This window comes from Providencia sp. R33 (genome assembly GCF_019343475.1).
Lineage (GTDB): Bacteria > Pseudomonadota > Gammaproteobacteria > Enterobacterales > Enterobacteriaceae > Providencia.
The window spans coordinates 2,494,358-2,518,986 of record NZ_CP072453.1 but is presented as its reverse complement, the minus strand read 5'-3'; the positions used below and the strand labels follow the sequence as shown (position 1 = coordinate 2,518,986).

Here is a 24,629-nt window from a genome sequence, read left to right as displayed (position 1 = left end):
AGGTATAGTGGCCTAATACATTTAGGTTATCGATACGGCTTAGCATTTTATCATGAATTAAGGAGTCAGGATGGAACAGGTTGTTTATATTGCGAGTCCCGAAAGTCAGCAAATTCACGTGTGGTCAATGAATGAAGTGGGGGAGTTGACGCTTCTGCAAACCGTGAAAACACCGGGGCAGGTACAACCAATGGTGTTAAGCCATGATAAAAAGCACCTATATATTGGTGTACGCCCAAATTTCCGTGTCGTAACGTATACGATTGAAGAAAAAGGCACACTGCGCTTAAAAGCGCAAACGTCGGTACCAGGTACTCCTGTTCACTTATCCCTTGATAATACGGGTAAATACTTGTTTGTTCCTTCTTATCATCAACACAATTTATCTGTGTTGTCGATTAATCAAGATGGTGTGCCTAGTCAAGTGATCCAAGTCCTTGAAGGCTTGCGTAATCCGCATTCTTCTCATGTGGATGTCGACAATCAACAGCTTTGGGTGCCTTGTTTAGGGGAAGACCATATCCGCTTGTTTGATTTACATGAAAATGGCTATTTAACAGAAGCAACAGCAGACCAAATCACGACAGCGCCAAATTCAGGCCCACGCCATTTAGCATTCCACCCAACGCAGAAAGTGATTTACTGCGTAAATGAGCTGGATTCAACCATCGGTGTTTACCGTAAATTCACCCGTTACCGTACCATGCAAACGCTGGCAAATTACCCTGCAGGCAATGAAAGCCAACGCTGGGCAGCCGATATCCATGTGACGCCAAATGGCCGCCATTTATATGTCAGCGAGCGTTCAGAAAGCTACATCAGCCACTACATAATTTCTGATGATGGTTGTGAGCTTTCGTTAGAGGCGCGTTACCCAACCGAGGTACACCCGAGGGGCTTTAATATCGATGCAACAGGGCGCTTTTTAATCTCCAGCGGGCAGAAATCCGACCATATTTCGGTATCAGAGATTGACCCGATCACAGGAAAATTGACGCAAATAGGCAGGTATAAAGTAGGGAAAGGCCCTATGTGGGTACTGTCTTTCATCCTTTGAGCCGTAGCTGCGTTAGCTACGCTTACTAACCCTAGTCACATACTTATGTATGCTCCTAGGGCTTAGTTTCACTTGCCGCCTTGCTACAACTCAAATGATTTTAGATATTAATGCCCTATTATAATTTCGAGTTGTAGCAATGTTAGCTTCACTGGATACCCTTGCTTGCCGCCTTGCTATAACTCAAATTATTTAGGAGATTATTTGTTTAAACCAATAATTAGTGGTATCGCATTGATTACCCTAATACTTTGGCCATAGTTGAGGTGACCTTCGTGAGCTGCTCAGGGGTAATGATATAGGGTGGCATAATATAAATTAACTTGCCAAATGGGCGGACCCACACGCCATTTTCCACAAATACCTTTTGCAAAGCGGCGGTATTTACTGGCTGCTTCATTTCAATCACACCAATCGCGCCAAGAACACGCACATCCACAACATCAGGGTGAGAGGCTAAAGGTAGCAGCTCGGTTTTGAGTTGATGTTCAATATTGGCAATGGTTTGTTGCCATGGGCTATTAAGCAACAGGGTTAGGCTTGCATCGGCGACAGCGCAGGCTAGGGGGTTACCCATAAAGGTCGGCCCATGCATAAAACAACCTGCTTCACCGTTGCTAATGGTGTCTGCAACGTGGCGCGTTGTGAGCGTCGCTGAAAGCGTCATATAACCGCCTGTTAATGCTTTGCCTAAGCACATAATATCTGGTGATATATTGGCGTGATGGCAGGCAAACAACTTTCCTGTACGGCCAAAACCGGTGGCAATTTCATCTACAATCAGCAAGATCCCATATTCATCACATAACTGGCGCACACCTTTCAAATACTCAGGGTGATATATCCGCATACCGCCAGCTCCTTGCACGATCGGTTCTAAGATGATCGCTGCAACTTCACTGTGTTTTTTTGCTAATTCATCGATTAACGGTACAAGATCATTTGGATCCCATTCATCATAAAAACCGCATTGTGGCGCATCCACAAAGATATGCGGTGGTAAATAACCTTTGTACAGGCCGTGCATGGAGTTATCTGGGTCGCAAACGGCCATCGCACCAAAGGTATCACCATGATATCCATGGCGTAATGTTAAAATTCGTTGACGTTTTTCACCTCTAGCTTGCCAGTATTGCAACGCCATTTTTAGCGCCACTTCGACGGCAACGGAGCCTGAATCCGCCAAAAATATACACTCCAAAGGCTCAGGAGTAATGGCAACTAACTGCCGACATAAATTCACAGCTGGTGGGTGGGTTATCCCGCCAAACATCACGTGGGACATCTGACTTAGCTGATTTGTAACGGCTTGGTTGAGCACGGGATGATTATAGCCATGAATAGCTGACCACCACGAAGCCATCCCATCAATCAATTTTTTTCCATCTGCCATTTCGAGCTCAACACCTTGTGCTGCAACAATAGGGTAGGCTGGAATAGGCCGGCTCATTGAGGTGTAAGGGTGCCAAATGTGTTGGCTATCAAAAGCGATATCGTGACTATTCATGATTATCCATCGTAAACTTTTTTAGATCATTTTGGTTGACATGATAACCACAATATTTAAACTGGCAACAACTTTTTCAACTGGAGCGTCTCCATGAGTACATTAAAACAGTGGACAATAAAACAAGCTAATGAACTGTTTTCAATGCCTTTTTTTGAGTTGTTATTTCAGGCTCAGCAAACCCATCGCCAACACTTTGATCCGCAACAAGTGCAAGTTAGCACCTTGTTGTCTATCAAAACAGGGGCGTGTCCCGAAGATTGCAAATACTGCGCGCAGAGTGCTCGCTATAAAACAGGTTTGGAAACTGAACGTTTGATGGAAGTGCAGCAAGTACTTGAATCTGCGAAAAAAGCCAAGCAAGCTGGGTCAACACGTTTTTGCATGGGGGCAGCATGGCGCAACCCAAAAGAGCGTGATATGCCTTACCTCGAAATGATGGTGAAGGAGGTGAAATCCCTAGGGATGGAGACCTGCATGACCTTAGGTATGATTGATGATACACAAGCCCAGCGCCTTGCTGAAGCAGGTTTAGATTATTACAACCACAACCTTGATACATCCCCTGAATATTACGGCAATATTATCACCACAAGAACATATCAAGACCGTTTGGATACCTTGGGCAATGTTCGCAATGCAGGGATTAAAGTCTGTTCAGGTGGTATTTTAGGTTTAGGCGAAAAAGTCAGCGACCGTGCCGCATTGCTGGTGCAATTAGCCAATTTACCCAAACCACCAGAAAGTGTGCCAATCAATATGCTCATGAAAGTTGAAGGCACGCCAATGGCAGACAATGAAGATGTTGATGCCTTTGATTTTATTCGCACTATTGCGGTTGCCCGTATCATGATGCCGACTTCGTATGTCCGTTTATCTGCGGGTCGCGAATATATGAATGAGCAAACGCAAGCGCTCTGTTTTATGGCAGGGGCAAACTCGGTTTTCTATGGCTGTAAGCTACTGACCACACCAAACCCAGATGAAAACAAAGATTTAGCTCTGTTTAGAAAACTGGATATTAACCCTGAGCGTATTGATACGACTGAAGGGGATAACCTGCAAGCTGCTAAATTGGCTGAAACATTGTTAACTGCGGATAACGCCCAATTCTATAATGCAGCGGTATGATGAGCTGGCAAACATTTCTACAAGAGCAGGAAGAGCAGCGCAAACGCGCGTCGATTTGGCGTCAGCGGCAATGCATTGATGGCGCTAATGGCCGAGAACTGCACCAGCATGGAAAGAAATACCTTAATTTCTCCTCTAATGATTATTTAGGGTTATCCCATCACCCTAAAGTTATTGCTGCATGGCAGCGCGGTGCAGATATTTATGGAGTCGGCAGTGGGGGATCAGGGCATATCACAGGGTATACCCAAGCTCATGCTGAACTTGAAACGGAGCTGGCGCAGTGGTTGGGTTACTCAAAAGCGCTGTTGTTTATTTCGGGTTTTGCAGCAAATCATGCGGTGATTACGGCGTTAATGACACCAAATGACCGCATATTAGCCGATAAGCTCAGCCATGCCTCGATTATAGAAGCCTCAATACATTCAGGGGCTCAATTAAGACGGTTTCATCATAACAATACGCCTTCACTTGAAAATTTAATTAATAAGCCAGCAGCAGGGAAAACCCTCGTGGTAAGCGAAGGCGTTTTTAGTATGGATGGGGACAGTGCTCCCCTTGATACCTTGCATGATATGGCGAAAAAACACTGTGCATGGTTAATGGTTGATGATGCACATGGTATTGGTGTTTGGGGTGAGCAAGGACGAGGGAGTTGCTCTGCTTATGGCATCAAACCTGAAATTTTAGTCGTCACATTTGGTAAAGCGTTTGGTTTAAGCGGAGCAGCCGTGCTTTGTGATGATCAAACCGCCAATTATTTGCTTCAGTCTGCGCGCCATTTGATTTACAGCACATCTATGCCACCTGCGCAGGCGGTTGCATTATTTGAAGCGGTTGAGCAGATTAAATTGGCAGATAAACAGCGTGAGGCACTCAATCATCATATTGAATACCTGAGAAAAAATGCCAACTTTAGGCAAATGAAATTAGCGGGTTCAAACATGGCTATCCAGCCTTTAATCATTGGTGATAATGAAGCATGCCAACATGCAGCTGCATTTTTACGTCAGAAAGGTATTTGGGTACAAGGGATCCGCCCGCCAACGGTTCCGCCGGGAAGTGCGCGGTTGCGGATCACGCTGAGTGCTGCACATCAACAAGACGATCTTGATAAACTGCTGGAGGCGTTATATGACTTCGATAGTTTGTCATGACAAACAAAAAATTGCAGCGGCATTTGGCCGAGCTGCGGCAAGTTACGATGCAATGGCTAATTACCAGCAAGCAACAGGAGATCAACTACTCAATAAATTGAAGTCGATCCTTGTTGCAAAACAGGTTAACAAGCCCTTACGGATATTAGATTCTGGATGTGGAACGGGTTTTTTTAGCCGAAAGCTGAAAAATCAAGGCCATATTGTTACCGCGTTAGACTTATCTTCAGGCATGTTAGATGTCGCTAAAAGCAAAGATGCAGCAGATGAATATGTGTGTGCTGATATGGAGTCGATTCCTGTTAGTTCAGCACAGTTTGATGTGGTGTTTTCCAATTTATCCATTCAATGGTGTGAAAGCTTGCATGGTGCATTGAGCGAACTGTACCGCGTTACAAAACGTGGTGGCGTGATTGTTTTTACAACGCTTGCAGAGAATTCGCTGAGTGAATTATCGCAAGCTTGGCAGTCACTCGATGGATACTCTCATGTGAATACCTTTTTAAGCCCACAAGACATTACCGCGAGTTGCCAAGAATGGCACCATGATGTGTCTTTTCAGCAAGATACGTTGCATTTCCCTGATGTAATTAGCTTATTGAATTCGCTAAAAGGGATCGGTGCAACCCATTTAACGGCAGGGCGCCAGACTGGGCTCATGACGCGTAAGCGCCTTCAGCAATTAGCTTTAGCTTATCCGATGGCTCACCAAGGGCTACCGTTAACTTATCAAACCGTATTTGGAGTCATCTATTGTGACTAAAACGTATTTTGTAACAGGAACGGACACGGAAGTCGGTAAAACCGTGGCGAGTTGCGCTTTATTACAAGCCGCTAATGCGCAAGGGTTTAATGCAATAGGTTATAAGCCTGTCGCTTCTGGCAGCGAACAGACCCCAGAAGGACTACGTAATAGCGACGCTTTATTATTGCAAGCCAATAGCCGCGTGAAATTACCTTATTCAATGATAAACCCCATCGTGTTTGAAGCACCGACCTCACCGCATATTATAAGTGAAAAAATGGGATTACCTATTGATTTTTCTGTCATTAATCAAGGATTATTAGATATTCAGAGACAAGGTGATTGGGTGCTAGTTGAAGGTGCTGGTGGCTGGTATACCCCACTATCTACTGAAAAAACCTACGCAGATTGGGTGATTGAACAGCAACTTCCGGTTATTTTAGTGGTGGGTGTGAAGCTAGGTTGTATTAATCATGCGTTATTAACGCTCGAGGCGATTCATTCTGCTGGGTTATTGGTTGCCGGCTGGATTGCCAATGAAGTGGAACCTGCTGGTGCTTATCAAGCTGAATATCTTGCAACACTCAAACGTATGATTAATCCGCCTTGCTTAGGGATCTTACCTTATCAACCACAACTTAATGAATCTACATTAGGGCAATATTTGGATCTTTCATTATTGTAAAAATAAATAAAGGGCTTAGCATTATCGTTAAAGCCCATTTTTCCTTCGTAAAAAAAGATCAATTGTTAAATGTTCAGTTGATCTTGTTTAACGTTCTTAACCTATTTATTGTCAAGTTTTACCGTAGAAATAGTCTGAGGATCTAACGAAAAGACATAAAATTCCTTTTTTCTAACGGATACTACGTAAAAATTTTTTCATATAACTGCCACCATTTTGTCATTTAGTTCAGGTTATCAAATTTTACCAATGTCGAGAAAGCATGAGCCCTAAGGGCTTCAAGAGTTATCCACCATTTCTGTGGATAACCTTGTGCATTAACGTTATAAAACAACTTCTATGCTAGGCGACAAGCGGCTTTGCCTTTATTTGATGTGATTCTGGACTTAAAAATAATTTCATTTAAATACAAATGGTTAAATAAAATCAAGACTTCAATTTGCATTTGCGATAGGGCGTTCAAAACCAATAGCATAAAATATAAAGTTTCTTAAAGGTCAAGCTTTATTTTGGGGATAACATTTTTATAAACTCATTGGGACGTCTAATAGACAAAATATTAAATTCAGGGCTTGAAGCTGTTTTTTTATCCAGTATTATAGGAAAAGAGACACGTTATGAGGCGGTAATATGAGTAAGGATTTTAAGCTGTATTCTGATTTTCAGCCTGCGGGGGACCAACCTGAAGCAATTCGTAAATTACGCGAAGGGCTGCAAGATGGCTTAGCACATCAAACCTTATTAGGGGTTACGGGGTCAGGGAAAACATTTACGATAGCCAATGTTATCGCAAAAGAAAATCGCCCAACCATGTTAATGGCGCATAATAAGACCTTGGCGGCTCAGCTTTACAGTGAAATGAAAGCGTTCTTCCCTGATAACGCAGTGGAGTATTTCGTTTCTTACTACGATTATTACCAGCCTGAAGCGTATGTACCTAGCTCTGATACATTTATCGAAAAAGATGCTTCTGTAAACGAACACATTGAGCAGATGCGCTTATCTGCCACAAAGGCCTTACTTGAACGTCGTGATGTCATTGTGGTGGCTTCTGTCTCCGCAATATATGGGTTAGGTGACCCAGATAGCTACTTAAAAATGATGCTGCACCTTACGGACGGCATGATCATTGACCAACGCTCTATTTTAAGGCGTTTAGCTGACCTGCAATACAGCCGTAACGACCAAGCTTTTACTCGCGGTACTTTCCGAGTTCGGGGGGAAGTGATAGACATTTTCCCAGCAGAATCTGATGAATACGCGCTGCGTGTCGAGCTATTTGATGATGAAGTAGAGCGACTATCTCTTTTTGACCCACTGACGGGGCAAATCCAACACCGTGTACCTCGCTTTACGGTTTACCCAAAAACGCACTATGTCACCCCAAGAGAGCGTATTTTGGAAGCGATGGAGCATATCAAAGAAGAGCTGGTGGATAGGCGAAAAGTGTTGTTGGAAAACCATAAATTAGTCGAAGAACAGCGTATTACCCAGCGCACTCAGTTTGATTTAGAAATGATGAATGAACTGGGTTATTGCTCAGGGATTGAAAACTATTCACGTTATTTATCCGGCCGTGCACCAGGCGAGCCACCTCCGACACTGTTTGATTATTTACCAGCGGATGGCCTACTGGTGGTGGATGAATCTCACGTGACGATTCCACAAATTGGGGCTATGTACAAAGGTGACCGCTCCCGTAAAGAAACTTTAGTGGAATACGGTTTCCGTTTGCCTTCGGCATTGGATAACCGGCCAATGCGTTTTGAAGAATTCGAAGCTCTAGCACCGCAATCTATCTATGTCTCTGCAACACCGGGCAAATATGAGCTGGAAAAATCGGGCAATGAAGTCATCGAGCAAGTGGTTAGGCCGACAGGTTTACTTGACCCGATTATTGAAGTTCGCCCTGTCACCACGCAAGTGGATGATCTGCTGTCTGAAATCCGTATCCGTGTACAGAAAAATGAGCGAGTGTTGGTTACAACATTGACCAAACGAATGGCGGAAGATTTAACGGAATATCTGGAAGAGCATGGGGAGCGTGTTCGCTATCTTCACTCTGATATTGATACGGTTGAACGAGTGGAAATCATCCGTGATTTGCGACTCGGTGAATTTGATGTGCTGGTTGGGATCAACTTATTAAGGGAAGGTCTCGATATGCCAGAAGTCTCGTTAGTGGCAATTTTAGATGCTGACAAAGAAGGCTTCCTGCGCTCAGAACGCTCTTTGATCCAGACAATAGGCCGTGCAGCACGTAACTTAAACGGTAAAGCGATCCTCTACGGCGACCGAATCACTAATTCGATGGAAAAAGCCATAGCAGAAACCGAACGCCGTCGTGCAAAACAAATGGCATTCAATGAAGAACATGGCATCGTGCCGCAAGGCTTAAACAAGAAAATTGGCGATATCCTGCAAATCGGCCATAAAGTGGGTGGAAAAGGCAAAGGGCGCTCAAAAGATAACGCTAAAAATGCGTTATCAATTGATATCCAAGGTATGTCAACAAAAGAGCTGGAGCAACGCATTTCACAACTTGAAGCGCAAATGTATAAGCACGCACAAGACTTGGAGTTTGAAGCGGCAGCGCGGGTGCGTGATGAGTTGCAAGAGATACGGTCTCAGTTTATCGCCAATTCCTAATTCTCGTCATATTTCGCGTTGTGGGGGTGTTGGCTGCTCTCAATCACTCGGGTCACATACTTGTGTATGCTCCCCGAGATGCTTCCGCTTGCCGCCTACCCACAACGCGAATTTTCTTCATACTTCACGTTGTGGGGGTGTTGGCTGTGCTCAATCACTCGGGTCACATACTTATGTATGCTCCCCAAGACGCTTTCACTTGCCGCCTACCCACAACGTAAATTATTTTGAAAATCAATGGGGTTGGTATAGAAAATGTCTTTGAAATAGAGAAATAGAGAACAAAAATGGGTTTGAGTAGTATTCCACCTCTGGGAGCCAAAGGTGGATAAACTAGGGGGTTACAATAGCGGGACGGTTTCTTCGATGGCTTGTAGGAGCAGCTTTCTATCGTGGCGGTAAGGGATATCATCCGCTTCGAGGACACGCTGGATAATCTTACGGTCACTGCTGATATCACTGATTTTTGTGCGTGGGCCAAGGATCAACGCATCAATTTTTTTGCAGCCAATATAGTTTTCCATCATCTGCAATTTTTCGGGCAAAGTTAAATTAGCGGCGGAGGAGCCGACTTCCTTACCTAAATTGCCGATATAAATCATCGGTGCTTTACATTCGCGCAGGGCGGTCGCAACTTCTTCAAGTAATAGTAGAGGCATTAAACTGGTGAAAAAACTGCCTGGGCCAATAATAATCAAATCGGCTTGGTGAATTGCATCCAACGCTTCTCGTGTGGCTTTCACTGAAGGGTATAAGCGTAACTCTTTCGGGATTTCACGTAGGGCGTCTACATTGACCTCGCCATAGACTTCATTACCCATCTCATCAATTGCCATCAAATCAACAGGGGATTCTGACATTGGAATGAGTTGTGCATCCACTTTGAGCATATTACGAATTAAATTAATCGCTTCAAGTGGCCTAACACTCAGGTGATCTAATGATTTTAACATTAGGTTACCCAAATTGTGGCCAGACAGCTCGCCATTGCCACCGAAACGGTATTCAAACATCGCCGAAGCAATCGATGGCTCAGTAATTAACTGATTCAAGCAGTTTCGCATATCGCCCCAAGCAATCCCGCCTTCAGAACGACGAATTCGACCTGTAGACCCCCCATTATCCGTGGTGGTTACAATTCCAGTTAGGCGAGGCCCTAAAGAGGAAAGGGAAGACATTACGCGACCCAGCCCATGCCCGCCGCCAAGGGCAACAACATGTTCCAGGCTCGCCAGACTACTATTTGGCATAGTGTTCCTATATCAATCAGTCAATATTCGGCAAATAAACAGCCACTACTTGGGGCTTTTATCTGTGATTTTGCCGTGTTTACAGAACCGAACGTATCAAAAATGAAATCTAAAATAAATTGGGCGTTAATCTACCATAAAACATCATTGTCCGCTGAGTTACTGTGATAAAAAATATGGAATGCAGATAAATCTGGTTAAAGAGGGGATTTCACTACAAAAGGTCTTAATACCAATATTTAAAGGAGTTTTTTCATAATGATAACAAAAGCAATTTTATTAGACTTTTGTATAGTGATGAACGGTAAAATAGAGAGCTTAAATTTCGATAGAAATTGTTATTTTTTAGAGCGGGTTCAAGAAAATTTAGGTACGAAATAATAAAAAAAGGTTATTTACAACTATTGGAAATAAATTGAGAATATTAATTCTAGTTGATTTTTCATTGCAAGGAATAGGAATGAATATGAAGCTTTTATTATTATCATCTTTGATTTTTAGTTTTTTTTCTTTTTCTATAACTAATCATATTAGCTTGATAAATTCAATTGAGGGGGATGAATCATTTCAATGTAATAAAAATAATTGTGCTCTAAATTCCAATACTAACGGCACTAATGGTACTAATGGTACTAATGGTACTAACGGTACTAACGGTACTAACGGTACTAACGGTACTAACGGTACTAACGGTACTAACGGTACTAACGGTACTAACGGTACTAACGGTACTAACGGTACTAACGGTACTAACGGTACTAACGGAATTAATGGTACCGATAAATAATGTGATAATTTTATTAACTATGCTTACTTATTAAATAAGGTCATACAATATGATACGTGAATTAATTAATAAAAAAGTGTGCGTGTTTTTATTATCAATTGTTATTAGTTTTGCATCTCAGGCTTTTTCTAATAATGATGAAATAAGTCAATTAATAAGTGGTAAATACACAAGTAATGGAGGAGATGGTGGAAAAGGCGGTAATGGTGGCGACGGTATTGGTTCAGGAAATGGAGGTAGGGGAGGGGATGCTGGTTGGGGCGGTGCTGATTGTGGAAAAGGCGGTATGGGGGGCTCTGATGGCGGAAAAGATGGAATGGATGGTATGAGTACTGCAAAATAACTTTTGCTCCTCTAAAAATGAACAAAATTATTTAGAGTTATAACCAAACATTCTTTAATTTTACAAACTTTAATTATAATATGACCTTATAACGTCAATTTCTTGTGTTTTAGGTATTTGTAAGGCCTGATTTCAATATTAACTAGGGTCAAGCTTGTTAATTTAGATTACAGCTTCAAGTCTTCATGTGCGGAGTTTTTTATTGGTCATTGCCCGCTGAGTTACTGTGATAAAAAACAATAAAAGGCAATATTCCAGATTTACCTTAATCTGTTCACAAAAAAATACCTGAATGTTTCCATTTTGCACATTTCCCTATATAGTGTAAATAATTCTCATTTTCATTATTTGTGTTATGGCTCAATATGTCTGATTCTGAGTTGCAACGCTTGTTTGCACGCCATTCTTCCTCATTATGTCGCTACCTCAACATGTACCTTAAAGACCATAGTTTAAGTATGGATATTGTGCAGGAAAGTTTTGTGCGAATGGCTGAGTTGATGAAGCACTCGACGATCCAAGATTTTGATGCTTATCTTTATCGCGTTGCGAAAAACCTGATGATTGATCATTTTAGGGAGCAAAAAGCACGCCCTTCAATGGCCATCAGTGATGAGCAGTGGCAAGAAATACCAGCACAAGCAAAAAGCCTTGAAGCAACGGCAATCAGAGAGCAGCAACTGAGCCAAATACAAACCATTATTCAAACATTGCCTGAGAGAACACAGACTATTTTTCGTTTGCACAGAGAAGAGGGATTGACGCAAACCGAAGTGGCTCAATTATTGGATATTTCGCTCAGTACCGTTGAAAAGCATTTAGCCAATGCATTGGCTGTTCTGATTCATCAATGGAAGGATTAATCATGAAACCAATATCTCCATCTGAAATCGAAAATACCGCAGCAATGTGGGTCGTCAAAACCACACAAAGAGAACTAAGCGCGCAAGAAAATAGCGAGTTCCAGCACTGGGTGAATGCATCAACAGAGCATGCAAATGCTTATTACCGCGCAAGGCAAATCTGGGCATTAACTTCCTGTCATCAACAGTCTAAAAAAAGAATAAAACCGATTAAAGTGGCAAATAGTTATTTGAAAACAACCATTGCAGCTAGCGTATTAGTGTGTGGCTTGGCGATGCTACTTTGGTGGAGTGAAAATCAAGAACAGATTGATTACCAAGCCAAAATTGGTGAGATTCGACACATTACATTGCCTGATGGTAGCAAAGTCGACCTTGATAGTGGAGCGCAATTGCAGTTGGCTTTTGACGGGCAATATCGGCAAGTCAATTTGATCCAAGGGCGCGCCTATTTCTCTGTAGCGCCTATCACTGGCAGTGAATTGCGTCCCTTTCAAGTTAAGGCGAAAAATGGTGTAACTCAAGCACTGGGAACCGAGTTTGCGATTGATACTGAAAGGGATAATGTTGATGTGAGTGTCTATCAGCACAGCGTTAAAATATCAGTATTATCAGGCCAAGAAATGGTGGTAAAAGCGGGTAACTTTACGCAATACCAGCAGCAGATTTTACCTACAACGCCATTCACCAAACAGAATTCAGAAGGATGGCGTGAAGGCCAGATTACTTTTCAACAGCAAACGCTTTCTGAGATCACCGCTGAAATTAACCGTTACCATAAAAAGCAACTTATTGTTTTAGCTAGTGATAGTGAGGAGAAACTAAGCGGCGTATTACAAATTAATACACTCGAAAGCGGACTTAAACACCTTGCGTCATCAAAAGGGCTCACGATTTATGAAGTGCCATTCTTCACACTAATCTACTGATAGATAAAAACATTATTATTTTTCACAATTATTTAAACTATTTTTACGGGTTTCTTGCATTTTTGCGTCTTAATCTAAGTGATTATGATTTTTATTACCATTATCATTTTAGGGATGGGAAATGACTCAAAAAAAGTTTCAATATAAAAAAGCCTCACTCTGTGTTTACCTTGTATTAGGGGCACTACCTGCATATTCATTGTTTAACATTGCACACGCGAATCAACCTATAACTGCCGCACAACAGAAAATTTCATTTTCGATTGGGGCAGGCTCACTTGAGAACGCGTTGTTACAATTTGCCCAACAGGCAAAAGTTGAAATTATTATTAACAGCCAAGAAATGAATGGCTTAAAAAGCCAAGGCATCAAAGGGCAGTTAACCTTGCAAGACGGGTTACAAAAGCTTGTTGGTGCAAATCCAGTTCAGTACCAAATACACAATAATCGCATTTCTATTTATCGGGTAGCCAATACCCCCGCCAATGAAAAAGTCGTTAAGCTAGATAATATTACGGTGACGGCAAGCCAAATTCAGCAAGGGGACTGGGTTTACAGTAGCCCCTCATCGGTGAGCGTGATCAGTAAAAAACAAATTGAAGACAGACCACCGAAGCATATTGCTGACGTATTGGAACTCACGACGGGCGTGTATTCCAGTGTCAGCCAGCAAGACCCATCGTTATCAGTGAATATTCGTGGGATCCAAGATTATGGGCGCGTGAATATGAATATTGATGGGATGCGGCAAAACTTCCAAAAAAGCGGCCATGGGCAGCGTAATGGTTCAATGTATATTGATTCTGAGCTACTTTCTGGCGTTGAAATTCAAAAAGGGAATAGTAGTGGGATGGGGAGTGGGGGAACGCTTGGCGGTGTTGCCACATTTAATACGGTAAATGCGTCTGATTTTTTATCGAAAGATAAAACATTTGCTGGAAAATTACACGCAAGCACAGGGACAAACAATACCCATTTTATCGGCAGTAGTGCATTTGCCTTAGGAAATGAAAAAGGGGACTTACTGTTTGCCGCCAGTGAACGCCGTTTAGGCGACTATAAACCAGGGACGCACGGCAGTATTGGTGACATCCGTGTTAACAATGGAACGGGGCATTATGACGAATTAGTACGTGATTTAAAACATAGCCGAATTAACGATAGCAATTACCAAATGACGTCCTATCTAGCGAAAGCAGGCTGGAATCTCAGTGAGTCACAGCGTGTACAATTCAACTATTTAGAAACCAAAGTGGCAACGCCTAATGCAGGAACGTTGACCAATTTGACGCAAACATGGCCGTACAAGCTTGGGTGGAAAAGTAGTGGGTTTAGTGATGTGACAACCCAAAATTACTCCCTTGATTATACGCAATTTAGTGACAGCCCATGGAGCACTGAATTCAAAGGAAAAGTGTATTTTGTCGATACGAAGGACGACACGGAAACTTATTCAACAAGCCCCGTTTTTAATAATGGCTATCAGATGGATACTCGGGTTAAAACACTTGGGTTACAACTCGAAAATCATTCAGAAATTGAATTTAATCATAATAATGTAGTAAAAGCGCATTATGGTTTTGAAACTTTCCAAGATAAAGCCAGTAGTGCTTCAACACGCGAAGCCGCGTCGGGTGTGACACCGGATGGAAAACGTACGTTGAGTTCTCTGTTTACTAATTTAACTTACGAATATGATGATTGGTTGACCGTCGAAGGGGGAGTGCGTTACGACTACTACACCCTTAAAGGGCAAACCAGTATGCGTTATCCCATTTTCCCCTATACCAAAGAAAACCCGTGCACAGGCAAGCGCTTACGTGATTGCCCTAGCACGATGCACACAGAGTATTGGAATGTTGATAAATCAGAAGGGGCGTTTTCACCCAACGCTCGACTGGCGATCCGTCCCGGCGTTGAGTGGATGGAGTTCTTTACCAGCTATGGTCGTTCGTGGCGTCCGCCTGCGATCACTGAAACACTCACCACGGGCAGTGCTCACAGTTCCTCAACACAGTATCCTAACCCATTTTTGAAAGCAGAACGTTCGAATGCGTGGGAAGTCGGGATGAACCTGAATTACCCGCAACTGGTGCTCGAAGAGGACCGTTTATTGGCTAAAGTGGCTTATTTTGACACGCGAGTTGATAACTATATTAACCTTGCTATTAACCGAACTAAGCCAGGATTGGTTAACCCAAGTATTGGGAATGCTGCATACAGCAATAATTTAAATACGACGCGTTTTAGAGGGTTTGAATACCAACTCAACTATGATGCAGGGTTTGTGTATGCCGATTTAACGTTCACCCATATGATTGGTAAAAATAAATTCTGTGCTAACCGTGCGTGGTTAGGCGGCGTCTTGAAATTCCCTGAAGGTGTGGGGCCTGGTAATTGGTACGCAGAATCTGATGAGCAAGCAAACAATTATGTGAACTGTGATAGCGGCTCCATCTTTGGTAGCGCAGCAAACCTACCCGGTGACAGAGGGTCATTCACACTTGGTGGACGTGCCTTTGATAGAAAATTGGATGGTGGAATGGTTATCCGTTTTACCCCCGGCTTCCAAGACTATTCCGCACAATCAAATTACCCATATTTAGCGGATTGGCCGAAGTATACCCTTGTGGATTTATACGCAAGTTATTCAATTACTGATAATTTAATTATCCGCGGGAATGTGGAGAATTTAACCAATCGGGCCTATGTGGTGAGCTACGGAGAAAGTTTGGTGAACACGCTAGGACGTGGAAGGACGATATCTGGTGGGGTTGAGTACCGCTTCTAAATACGCCCAATTAGTTGGAGCATAGGCTTTCGCTTTTGATTGGTATAATGCTTAGCGAAAAATACGAAGCGTCCAGTAATAATATTTATAACGGAAACAATGGGATGGGGAGCTTGCTCCCCATTTTAGATCTATATCAAGAAATGTTTAATTAAATAATAAGAGATGTTAATCATTTAAAGTGAAATTGTATCTGTGACTAGGCTATTTTTAAGAAAATTGTCTATGATAATAAGAGCTTCGGAGATTACCGTTGATGTTCTGTAAGTCGTTGTATGTTATATTATATACCGAATTCTGATTCGCTTTTTCATATTCTATACGCTAGAATCCTTACAGAAATTAAGTGAACAAAGTGGCTTGTTTTCGTTATTAAATTAGCGGCTTTGTTCCAAATAAAACTCCTAGCCTTTGCGTCTAAGTTTGTTTCCACAAATATGATGCTCTGGCCGTGGCCTTAGAGCCACCAGGGTGCGAGATAGAAATGTCTGCATCTCCCGTATTTGGAAAGGTGTGATTATGCAGCAACTCGTCGATCAATTTGACCGAAAATTTTACTATCTTCGGCTTTCTATAACAGATGTTTGCAACTTTCGTTGCACATACTGCTTACCTAATGGTTATCAGCCAAGTGGCCGCCATGAATTCCTCACACTGGATGAAATTCGTCGTGTCAGCAGCGCATTTGCTGAATTAGGCACAGAAAAAGTGCGTATCACAGGTGGTGAGCCTACCATGCGCAAAGATTTCAGTGAAATCATTGCCGCAATTCATGAAAATGCAGCGATTAAAAAAATTGCAGTAACCACCAATGGCTATCGCATGGCGAGAGACGTTCAAGCATGGAAAGATGCAGGTCTAAATGCGATTAACGTCAGTGTGGACAGCTTAGACCCACGTCAGTTTGCGGCAATCACTGGGCAAGACAAATTTTTCCAAGTGATGAAAGGGATTGATGCTGCGTTTGAAGCTGGCTTTGAAAAAGTAAAAGTCAACGCTGTGCTGATGAAAAATGTCAATGATATCGGGCTGAAGTCATTCCTAAATTGGATTAAGCACCGCCCAATTCAACTGCGTTTTATTGAATTAATGGAAACTGGGGATGGCAGTGATGTTTTCCAGCGTTTTCATGTTTCTGGCGAAACCATTCGCGATCGTTTAATTGAAGAAGGTTGGTATCGACTTCCTCGGTCACGCAATGATGGTCCTGCTCAAGTCTTTAGTCACCCGGATTACCAAGGTGAAATCGGCCTTATCATGCCGTATGAAAAAGACTTTTGCCAAAGCTGCAATCGCCTTCGTGTATCTTCTTTAGGTAATCTCCATTTGTGTCTGTTTGGTGAAAATGGCATCCCTCTACGTGATTTGTTAGGGGATGATAACCAAAACGAAGCGCTAAAAGCACGGATACAGCGTGGTTTGCATCACAAGCGCGAAACGCACTTTCTACATCTGGGCGATAGCGGCATTACTCCTAATTTATCCGTTATTGGCGGTTAACTCTTTTTCAGATTTTCAGGAGAAAATATGTCCCAACTGACTCACCTCAATGCGTCGGGCGAGGCGCATATGGTTGATGTTTCGGCCAAAGCTGAAACTGTCCGTGAAGCTCGTGCAGAAGCTTATGTCACCATGACCCCCGAAACCTTAGCCATGATTGTTGATGGCAGCCACCATAAAGGGGATGTGTTTGCGACGGCACGTATTGCAGGCATCCAAGCCGCTAAAAATACATGGCAGTTAATTCCATTATGCCATCCACTGTTGTTAACTAAAGTGGAAGTCACCCTTGAAGCAGAACAAGCACATAACCGTGTTCGCATTGAAACATGTTGCCGCCTAACAGGTAAAACAGGGGTGGAGATGGAAGCATTAACGGCGGCCTCGGTAGCGGCATTGACCATCTATGACATGTGCAAAGCGGTACAAAAAGACATGGTCATCGGCCCTGTTCGTTTGTTAGAAAAAACAGGCGGCAAATCTGGACATTTTAAGGTGGAATGATGATTACAGTATTATTCTTTGCGCAAGTTCGCGAATTAGTGGGAACAGATAAACTCGAAATAACTGAAAAATATCAAACGGTTGAGTCTCTACGCCTTGCACTGTCACAAAAAGGTGACCGCTGGGCGCTGGCGTTGGAAAACGGTAAATTGCTGGCAGCAGTTAATCAATCATTTGTTTCTCTTGAACATCCTCTGGTGGAAGGGGATGAAGTGGCCTTTTTCCCACCGGTGACAGGGGGATAACCATGGAAAATACCCATATTGCTGTCCAAACACACAATTTCAGTGTTGGTGAACAATATCAGTGGCTTGCGAAGTGTGATAGTGATGGCGCCGTCGTCACTTTTACAGGCAAAGTGCGCAATCACAACCTTGGTGATAGCGTTGCAGCCTTAACCCTTGAGCATTATCCAGGAATGACAGAAAAAGCCTTAGCAAACATTGTGATAGAGGCAAGAGAACGTTGGCCTTTACAGCGTGTGAGTGTGATTCATCGCATTGGTACTTTGCAGGCAGGGGAAGAAATCGTGTTTGTTGGGGTGACGAGTGCACACCGTAATGCAGCATTTCAAGCCGCTGAATTTATTATGGATTACTTAAAGACTAAAGCGCCGTTTTGGAAAAAAGAGACATTGCCAGATAACGAACGCTGGGTTGAAGCGAAAGATAGCGACGAAGCATCTGCAAGCCGCTGGTAATCGCACTTTTTCCTCCGAAAAATACGAATTTGCCGAATGGTAATGTCATAATAATGTGTTAGACTTTGGTTAATTTTCTCCGATTACAGTATTTTTACTGTGTCGATTTTTATTTTAGCAGAAGGGTAACCATCATGGGTCAGTTTGATCAGCGTAATGATTCTCTTGTCCAGAGGGCCGAAACTGGCGTTCAGGCATTTATGTCACAGGTCTACGGCTGGATGACAGTCGGCCTACTGTTGACAGCATTTGTAGCTTGGTATTCAGTCAGTAGTGGTTTGTATTACACCATTGCAACTAATAAAATTTTATTCTTCGGAATGATCATTGCTGAACTGGGTTTGGTAATGGGAATTTCATTCTTACTGCAACGAATTAGCGGAATGATGGCGACGGGCATGTTTATGCTCTATTCATTGCTAACAGGCTTGACCATTTCTGTCATCCTTGCCGCGTATACTGGTGAATCTGTTGCAGGTACTTTTGTTATCACTGCGGTCATGTTTGGTGCATTGAGCTTCTACGGCTACACCACTAAGCGCAGCTTAACAGGAATGGGTAACTTCCTGTTTATGGCACTGATTGGTATCGTTGTGGCTTCCTTAGTTAACATCTGGCTGCAAAGCTCAATGATGTACTGGGTAATCACTTACGGTGGCGTGTTATTGTTTGCTGCGCTGACGGCTTATGACACTCAAAAACTGAAAGAAATGGGTGCGCAAATTAATGAAGATGATAGAGAAACAATGCGTAAATACTCCATTATGGGTGCGTTGTCTCTGTACTTAGACTTCATCAACCTGTTCCTGATGTTACTGCGCATCTTTGGTGATCGTCGCTAATCGGGAGTCAAGTATTCTATAGTAGAATGCTTTGGTCAGTAAAATTCAAAACCCTTGTTACTTCGGTAGCAAGGGTTTTTTCATGGTAATCATACCAAAAAATATAATTTACTTATTATTTGAAGGCTAATTAAGAAGTTAGTTAAGTATTTCACAGTGCCAAATCTATTCATATCAATAATCGTATCAGGCAATTTTCTTCCTAAAGAGATAATAAGCTGCAGAACTGGTGATGATAGCAATAATTAACAATGGCCATAAACTTTGAAAAACCACTGAAAAATCAGCGTCTTTTAGGTAGATTTGTTTAGTGATTTCAGTGAAGTGACGAATAGGGTTAACCCAAGTGATATCTTGTAGCCAAACAGGCATATTCTCGACTGGGGAGATATAACCAGATAGCAGTACAGCTGGCATCATAAACACAAACACCCCAATGAAAGCTTGTTGTTGCGTCGAGCAAAGGGCTGAAATTAATAAGCCAAACCCCACTAATGACAAACCATAAAATAGCATCGTGGCATAGAACAGTAGTAGTGAACCTGCAAATGGGATCTGGTAACAAAAAATCCCGATAACCAACACAAGGCTTGCTTGGGCTGTCGCCACAATTAACGCAGGCACTGCTTTACCAATAAAAATTTGCCATGTTGTTAATGGGGAAACCAGTAGCTGATCCAGCGTTCCTTGTTCCCTTTCACGAGCAATGGAAAGAGAGGTCACAATCAGTACGCCAATTGTTGTTATGAGCGCCACTAAAGAGGGCACAATAAACCACTTATAATCTAAGTTTGGGTTATACCAGTTACGAATAACTAACTCACTATTATTGGGTTTGATTTGGTTTTGTGTTAACTCTTGCTGATATTGCATCACAATCTGTTCGACATAATTCGCTGCAATTTGCGAACTGTTTGAATTACGCCCATCGAGTAACAACAACATGTTTGCAGGGGTATGTGAGTCGATGTTTGCGCTAAAGTTTTGGCTAAAACGCACGGCTAACAGCGCTTTGCGGTTATCGAGTGTGTCCCGTACTTCATGTTCGCTTTTGACGATCAACACGTGGGAAAATGCACTGGCTTTGGCTAACCGTTGAGTAAGTTCAACGGAGTGTTTACCGCCATCTTGGTCAAAAATTGCAATGGTGCTATTTGTGACTTCTAATGTGGCGGCAAGTGGGAACAAAATCATTTGGAAAATAACTGGCATAATCAAAATAATTCGAGTTTGTGGCTCTTGTAATAATGACTGTAACTCTTTCATAATTAAGGTGTATAGACGATAAAACATAGTGCACCTCAATCAAGGCGGCGGCGAGTTTTCAGCGCCGTCAGACCAATAAATAAGATTGCAGAGGCAATCAATAATAAGAAATCAATCAGCAATACCCAGTAAATATCCCCTGCAAGGAACAACGTTTGCAAGCTGCTGACAAAGTAACGCGCTGGGATAAAATAGGTTACCCACTGAATAATGGCTGGCATGCTATCAATCTCAAAAATAAACCCAGACAACATAATCGCGGGCAAAAATGCCGCATTTAAGGCCACCATTGCGGCATTAAATTGGTTGCGGGTAATGGTTGATATTAATAACCCCATGCCAAGGGCGGTTGCAAGGTACAGGCTCGTAATAACAAACAGTACCAATAATGACCCGCGATATGGTACGCCCAGAACAAAGGTTGTAACGACCATGCACAGTATCATCACAAAAGTGCCGAGAACTTGATAAGGTAATAATTTTGAGAGCAACAATTCAGTACGAGTGATTTGAGTCGAAAGCAAGGCTTCCATTGTGCCGCGCTCCCATTCACGGGCAATAACCAGTGATGTTAAAATTGCCCCAACAACGGTGATAATAATGCTAATGGCGCCTGGAATAATAAAATGTTGGCTGATTGCAGCCTCATTAAACCAGTAACGCATATTAAGCTCAATTAATGGTGAAACCGTATCTGCACGGTTTTCACCTTGTTGTTGCTGCCATATTTGCCAGACGCCTTTGGTGTAGGCCTGAACAAAATTGGCGGTGTTAGGCTCACTCCCATCAGTGATAATTTGTATCGCAGCATGGCCTTCAGGTTGCAGTAATTGGGCCGAAAAATTAACAGGGATAACGATAATTCCACGAATTTCACCTGCTTGCATTTTGTCGATTAACGCTTTTCGGTTATCACTGATAGTGGCATCAACAAAAGGGGAGCCTGTAAAAGTATCCACGAGCTCGCGTGCAGGCTGGCTTTGTTGTTCCATTAAAATGCCAAGGCGTAATTTACTTGAATCCAAGTTAATGCCGTAGCCAAAAATAAATAGCAACATCAATGGGATCAGCACTGCAATTAGGGCACTGCTGGGGTCGCGGACAATTTGTTTGGTTTCTTTCCAGCATAACGCTTTGAGCCGACGCCATGAAAAATGAGAGGCGGAATGATTCATTTAACCTCCTGCTGTTTGTCATAATTCATAATGAGCTCGATAAACGCATCTTCCATGGACGGATCTGGGTTATCGCTGGTGGCAATTTGCTGTTTTAGTTCATCTGGTGTGCCCGCTGCGATAATTTTACCGTGGTACACAAGCCCAATTCGGTCGCAATATTCTGCCTCATCCATAAAATGAGTCGTCACCATCACGGTCACACCTTTATCTACCATTCCATTGATATGTAACCAAAATTCTCGGCGAGTTAATGGGTCGACACCTGAAGTGGGCTCATCTAAAAATAAAATATCAGGTTCATGCATAAGTGAACAAGCAAGGGCAAGACGCTGTTTATAGCCCAAAGGAAGGGATTCAGTGATTTGATTGATAATAGGCTTAAAGCTAAAGGCATCAACCATTTCTTGAATTTTGCTAGACTGCTGTTTATGGTGTAATCCATAAACCCCAGAGAAAAACTTTAGGTTTTGCCCTACCTTTAAATTTCCATACAGCGAAAATTTTTGTGCCATATAGCCAAGGTGTTGTCTTGCTTTATTTGAGCTGGTTTTTAAATCCATACCCAGTACTAAAGCTTGCCCTTCAGTGGGTTTCATCAGGGCACACATCATTTTAAAGGTTGTAGATTTCCCTGCACCATTTGGGCCTAGTAGCCCAAATATTTCACCACGTTTGACTTGAAAATTGACGTGGTCCGTCGCTGCGAAATCACCAAACTTTTTAGTCAGATTACGTGCTTCGATCACTGTTTCTTGCGGGTTAGCAGGGATCTGCGGCACAATGGCGGCTAATTCTGAACGGTGGGAAGGGCCGCCACCAAGAAGGTCAATGAAGGCATCTTCAAACCGAGGTTGTGCGGCAATTAGCTTATTTTCTTGCATATTGAGTGCATTTAACAGGCTTTCTTGAGATGCATCAGGCTTTAGAATTAAACGAACATAGCGGCCTTGGATCACGCCATCTGTGGTTTCAGGGAGTATAAGTGCATTTTGCAGTACGGTACGCTTTTGTGCTGCTGGAACTTCAAGTAAATAGGAACGACCTGCCATTTTTTGTGTTAATAGTTCAGGTTTTCCCGAGTAAAGCAGTTGGCCTTTATTGAGGAGAAGTACTTCTTTACATTGCTGGGCTTCATCTAGATATGAAGTACTCCACAATATTAACATTCCATCATCAGCAAGGGTGTGAACCATCTGCCAGAGCTCGCGTCTTGCGATAGGATCAACGCCAACGCCCGGCTCATCCAATAGCAAAACTTTCGGTTTACCTAGTAAGGTACAGGCTAAACCAAGTTTTTGTTTCATACCACCTGAAAGTTTACCCGCAAGACGCTGTGTAAAAGGGGCAAGGTTAGTGAATGAAAGCAATTGTTGGTAGGTTTTTTCTCGCTCTTCTCCAATAACACTGCGCAAATCGGCGTATAAGTCCAAATTTTCTTGAACCGTTAAATCCTCATACAAACCAAACTTTTGTGGCATATAGCCAAGGTTTGCACGTACTGCGATACTGTCTTTAATGGGGTCTAAACCCATCACGCTAATCTGCCCTGCATCTGGTTTGAGTAGTCCAGCGAGCATACGCATTAACGTTGTTTTCCCCGCGCCATCGGGGCCAACTAACCCGGTGACAGACCCACCGCGAATATCCATTGTGAGGCTTTCAACCGCAGGCGAATCTAAGCCACTAAAGCTTTTTTCAACCCCTTGAAGACGGATGCTGTAATCATCACTCATGGCTATTTCTTACTGCTTGTTATCTGCAAAGTTAATGGTAACAGGCATTCCTTGGCGCAAAGCATCGTCTGCATCATCAACAATAATACGTAATCGATAAACTAAATCAGTTCGTAAATCAGGGGTTTGTACACTTTTAGGCGTGAATTCAGCGGTTGGAGAAACAAAACCAATCGTTCCATGATAGGGTTGATTAGGGCGGCTATCCGTATAGAGCGTGACTTTCGTCCCCGGAACGGCGTTACCAAGGTGGGGTTCGCTAACATAGGCACGTACCCAAACAGGGTGAGTAAGGGTAACATTAAAAATACTGTTTCCTGCGCCAACATTGGTTCCCGGCTCAATGGCCCGAGTTAAAATGGTGCCATCCGAAGGGGCGACCAGCACGGTATCTTGCAAATCGAGCTCAGCTTGGGCAACGGCAGCTTCCGCTTGCAACCATTCTCCTCTTGCCGCTGCTATCTCTTCTTGGCGAAAGCCACTTTGATATTGATTCAGTTTGTCTTGAGAGGCTTGAAGTGCAGCAAAAGCTTGATTACGGTTATTTTTTGCATTGTCGAGTTCATTGGCGGAAATAACACGAGAAGCCGCTAGGCCTTGTTGACGCTTATAAAAGTTATCCGCATATTGCCAAGCGGCTTGTCGTTGAGCGACTTCGGCTTCCACTTGCGCAATTTCTTGAGTGCGGTACCCACTTTCTTTTAGTACTAATTGGGCTTTGGCGCTTTCCCGTACCCCTTTAGCTTTATTTAATGCATTAATGTAAGGAGCATCATCCAATTGACCAAGTTTATCACCTGTTGCAATGCGCGCGCCCTCATCAACGGCTAAGGACACGAGCTTGCCAGGCACTCTGAAACTCAAATTAACCGTTCGTACATCAACATTGCCATATAATGTTAATGTTTTATCTTGTTGAGATTGATAGTAATAATAACCGCCAACTGTTGCGCCGATTAATATGACAATAATAAAAACAAAAATAGAACGGCTTTTATTGTTCATCGCTAAC

22 protein-coding genes and 1 riboswitch are annotated in these 24,629 nt (G+C 42.8%); of the genes, 16 read left to right on the top strand and 6 right to left on the bottom strand.

Features of this window, described 5'->3' with window-relative positions; genetic code table 11:
• Nucleotides 1-70 precede the first annotated feature (70 nt).
• Nucleotides 71-1,057, top strand: a complete 987-nt coding sequence (gene pgl / locus J6836_RS11845) for a 6-phosphogluconolactonase (RefSeq protein ID WP_219244270.1) — start codon at nucleotides 71-73, stop codon at nucleotides 1,055-1,057.
• 238 nt (nucleotides 1,058-1,295) lie between these two features.
• On the opposite strand, the gene bioA is transcribed toward pgl, so the two are convergent.
• The gene (gene bioA / locus J6836_RS11840; RefSeq protein WP_219244269.1) at nucleotides 1,296-2,564 is read right to left on the bottom strand and encodes an adenosylmethionine--8-amino-7-oxononanoate transaminase; all 1,269 of its coding nucleotides are present in this window, start codon (nucleotides 2,562-2,564) and stop codon (nucleotides 1,296-1,298) included.
• 93 nt (nucleotides 2,565-2,657) lie between these two features.
• Here bioA and bioB point away from each other — a divergent pair, with 93 nt between their 5' ends.
• The 5 genes from bioB (at nucleotide 2,658) to uvrB (ending at nucleotide 8,931) form a co-directional block, all read left to right on the top strand.
• On the top strand, nucleotides 2,658-3,695 hold the full coding sequence (gene bioB, locus J6836_RS11835) for a biotin synthase BioB (RefSeq protein WP_219244268.1): 1,038 nt from the start codon (nucleotides 2,658-2,660) through the stop codon (nucleotides 3,693-3,695).
• Complete coding sequence (bioF, locus tag J6836_RS11830; protein ID WP_219249490.1) at nucleotides 3,695-4,852, top strand: 8-amino-7-oxononanoate synthase; 1,158 nt, start codon at nucleotides 3,695-3,697, stop codon at nucleotides 4,850-4,852. The genes bioB and bioF overlap by 1 nt, the downstream gene beginning before the upstream one ends.
• Nucleotides 4,830-5,615, top strand: a complete 786-nt coding sequence (bioC, locus tag J6836_RS11825; protein WP_219244267.1) for a malonyl-ACP O-methyltransferase BioC — start codon at nucleotides 4,830-4,832, stop codon at nucleotides 5,613-5,615. The genes bioF and bioC overlap by 23 nt, the downstream gene beginning before the upstream one ends.
• Nucleotides 5,608-6,282, top strand: coding sequence for a dethiobiotin synthase (gene bioD / locus J6836_RS11820; RefSeq protein ID WP_219244266.1), 675 nt, complete (start codon nucleotides 5,608-5,610; stop codon nucleotides 6,280-6,282). Before bioC ends, bioD begins: the two co-directional genes overlap by 8 nt.
• A 630-nt stretch (nucleotides 6,283-6,912) precedes the next feature.
• Entirely contained in the window at nucleotides 6,913-8,931 is a 2,019-nt protein-coding gene (gene uvrB, locus J6836_RS11815) for an excinuclease ABC subunit UvrB (RefSeq protein ID WP_219244265.1), read from the top strand.
• A 341-nt stretch (nucleotides 8,932-9,272) separates the two neighbouring features.
• Here uvrB and J6836_RS11810 read toward each other — a convergent pair whose 3' ends face one another.
• Nucleotides 9,273-10,181, bottom strand: a complete 909-nt coding sequence (locus J6836_RS11810; protein WP_219244264.1) for a gluconeogenesis factor YvcK family protein — start codon at nucleotides 10,179-10,181, stop codon at nucleotides 9,273-9,275.
• Nucleotides 10,182-10,716: 535 nt separating this feature from the next.
• Here J6836_RS11810 and J6836_RS11805 point away from each other — a divergent pair.
• The 10 genes from J6836_RS11805 (at nucleotide 10,717) to J6836_RS11760 (ending at nucleotide 19,440) form a co-directional block, all read left to right on the top strand.
• Complete coding sequence (locus tag J6836_RS11805) at nucleotides 10,717-10,968, top strand: hypothetical protein (protein WP_219244263.1); 252 nt, start codon at nucleotides 10,717-10,719, stop codon at nucleotides 10,966-10,968.
• Nucleotides 10,969-11,017: 49 nt separating this feature from the next.
• Nucleotides 11,018-11,311, top strand: coding sequence for a hypothetical protein (locus J6836_RS11800; RefSeq protein ID WP_219244262.1), 294 nt, complete (start codon nucleotides 11,018-11,020; stop codon nucleotides 11,309-11,311).
• A gap of 365 nt (nucleotides 11,312-11,676) precedes the next feature.
• A complete protein-coding gene (locus J6836_RS11795; protein WP_219244261.1) occupies nucleotides 11,677-12,174 on the top strand; it encodes an RNA polymerase sigma factor in 498 nt (165 codons plus the stop codon).
• Between the two features lie 2 nt (nucleotides 12,175-12,176).
• Nucleotides 12,177-13,103 (top strand): FecR family protein, encoded by a 927-nt coding sequence (locus J6836_RS11790; RefSeq protein ID WP_219244260.1) that lies wholly within the window; start codon nucleotides 12,177-12,179, stop codon nucleotides 13,101-13,103.
• A gap of 121 nt (nucleotides 13,104-13,224) precedes the next feature.
• Complete coding sequence (locus J6836_RS11785; protein ID WP_219244259.1) at nucleotides 13,225-15,894, top strand: TonB-dependent hemoglobin/transferrin/lactoferrin family receptor; 2,670 nt, start codon at nucleotides 13,225-13,227, stop codon at nucleotides 15,892-15,894.
• 389 nt (nucleotides 15,895-16,283) lie between these two features.
• Nucleotides 16,284-16,424, top strand: a riboswitch (molybdenum cofactor riboswitch).
• Nucleotides 16,414-17,394: a GTP 3',8-cyclase MoaA gene (moaA, locus tag J6836_RS11780; protein WP_219244258.1), complete on the top strand. Its 981-nt coding sequence runs from the start codon at nucleotides 16,414-16,416 to the stop codon at nucleotides 17,392-17,394. It overlaps the preceding riboswitch by 11 nt.
• A gap of 27 nt (nucleotides 17,395-17,421) precedes the next feature.
• Nucleotides 17,422-17,898, top strand: coding sequence for a cyclic pyranopterin monophosphate synthase MoaC (gene moaC, locus J6836_RS11775; protein ID WP_219244257.1), 477 nt, complete (start codon nucleotides 17,422-17,424; stop codon nucleotides 17,896-17,898).
• Nucleotides 17,898-18,143 carry a molybdopterin synthase sulfur carrier subunit gene (gene moaD, locus J6836_RS11770; protein WP_219244256.1) on the top strand — a complete coding sequence of 82 codons (246 nt, stop codon included), beginning with the start codon at nucleotides 17,898-17,900 and terminating at the stop codon, nucleotides 18,141-18,143. Before moaC ends, moaD begins: the two co-directional genes overlap by 1 nt.
• Before the next feature lie 2 nt (nucleotides 18,144-18,145).
• Nucleotides 18,146-18,598, top strand: a complete 453-nt coding sequence (gene moaE / locus J6836_RS11765) for a molybdopterin synthase catalytic subunit MoaE (RefSeq protein ID WP_219244255.1) — start codon at nucleotides 18,146-18,148, stop codon at nucleotides 18,596-18,598.
• 134 nt (nucleotides 18,599-18,732) lie between these two features.
• Nucleotides 18,733-19,440 carry a Bax inhibitor-1/YccA family protein gene (locus tag J6836_RS11760; RefSeq protein WP_206085344.1) on the top strand — a complete coding sequence of 236 codons (708 nt, stop codon included), beginning with the start codon at nucleotides 18,733-18,735 and terminating at the stop codon, nucleotides 19,438-19,440.
• Nucleotides 19,441-19,626: 186 nt separating this feature from the next.
• On the opposite strand, the gene J6836_RS11755 is transcribed toward J6836_RS11760, so the two are convergent.
• From J6836_RS11755 to hlyD, 4 genes are read right to left on the bottom strand one after another with little or no spacing between them, the layout of a single operon-like run.
• Nucleotides 19,627-20,733, bottom strand: coding sequence for an ABC transporter permease (locus tag J6836_RS11755; RefSeq protein WP_219244254.1), 1,107 nt, complete (start codon nucleotides 20,731-20,733; stop codon nucleotides 19,627-19,629).
• Nucleotides 20,734-20,741: 8 nt separating this feature from the next.
• Nucleotides 20,742-21,881, bottom strand: coding sequence for an ABC transporter permease (locus J6836_RS11750; protein ID WP_219244253.1), 1,140 nt, complete (start codon nucleotides 21,879-21,881; stop codon nucleotides 20,742-20,744).
• Nucleotides 21,878-23,617 carry an ATP-binding cassette domain-containing protein gene (locus J6836_RS11745; protein ID WP_219244252.1) on the bottom strand — a complete coding sequence of 580 codons (1,740 nt, stop codon included), beginning with the start codon at nucleotides 23,615-23,617 and terminating at the stop codon, nucleotides 21,878-21,880. The genes J6836_RS11750 and J6836_RS11745 overlap by 4 nt, the downstream gene beginning before the upstream one ends.
• Nucleotides 23,618-23,626: 9 nt before the next feature.
• Nucleotides 23,627-24,622, bottom strand: coding sequence for a secretion protein HlyD (gene hlyD / locus J6836_RS11740; protein ID WP_219244251.1), 996 nt, complete (start codon nucleotides 24,620-24,622; stop codon nucleotides 23,627-23,629).
• Nucleotides 24,623-24,629 lie beyond the last annotated feature (7 nt).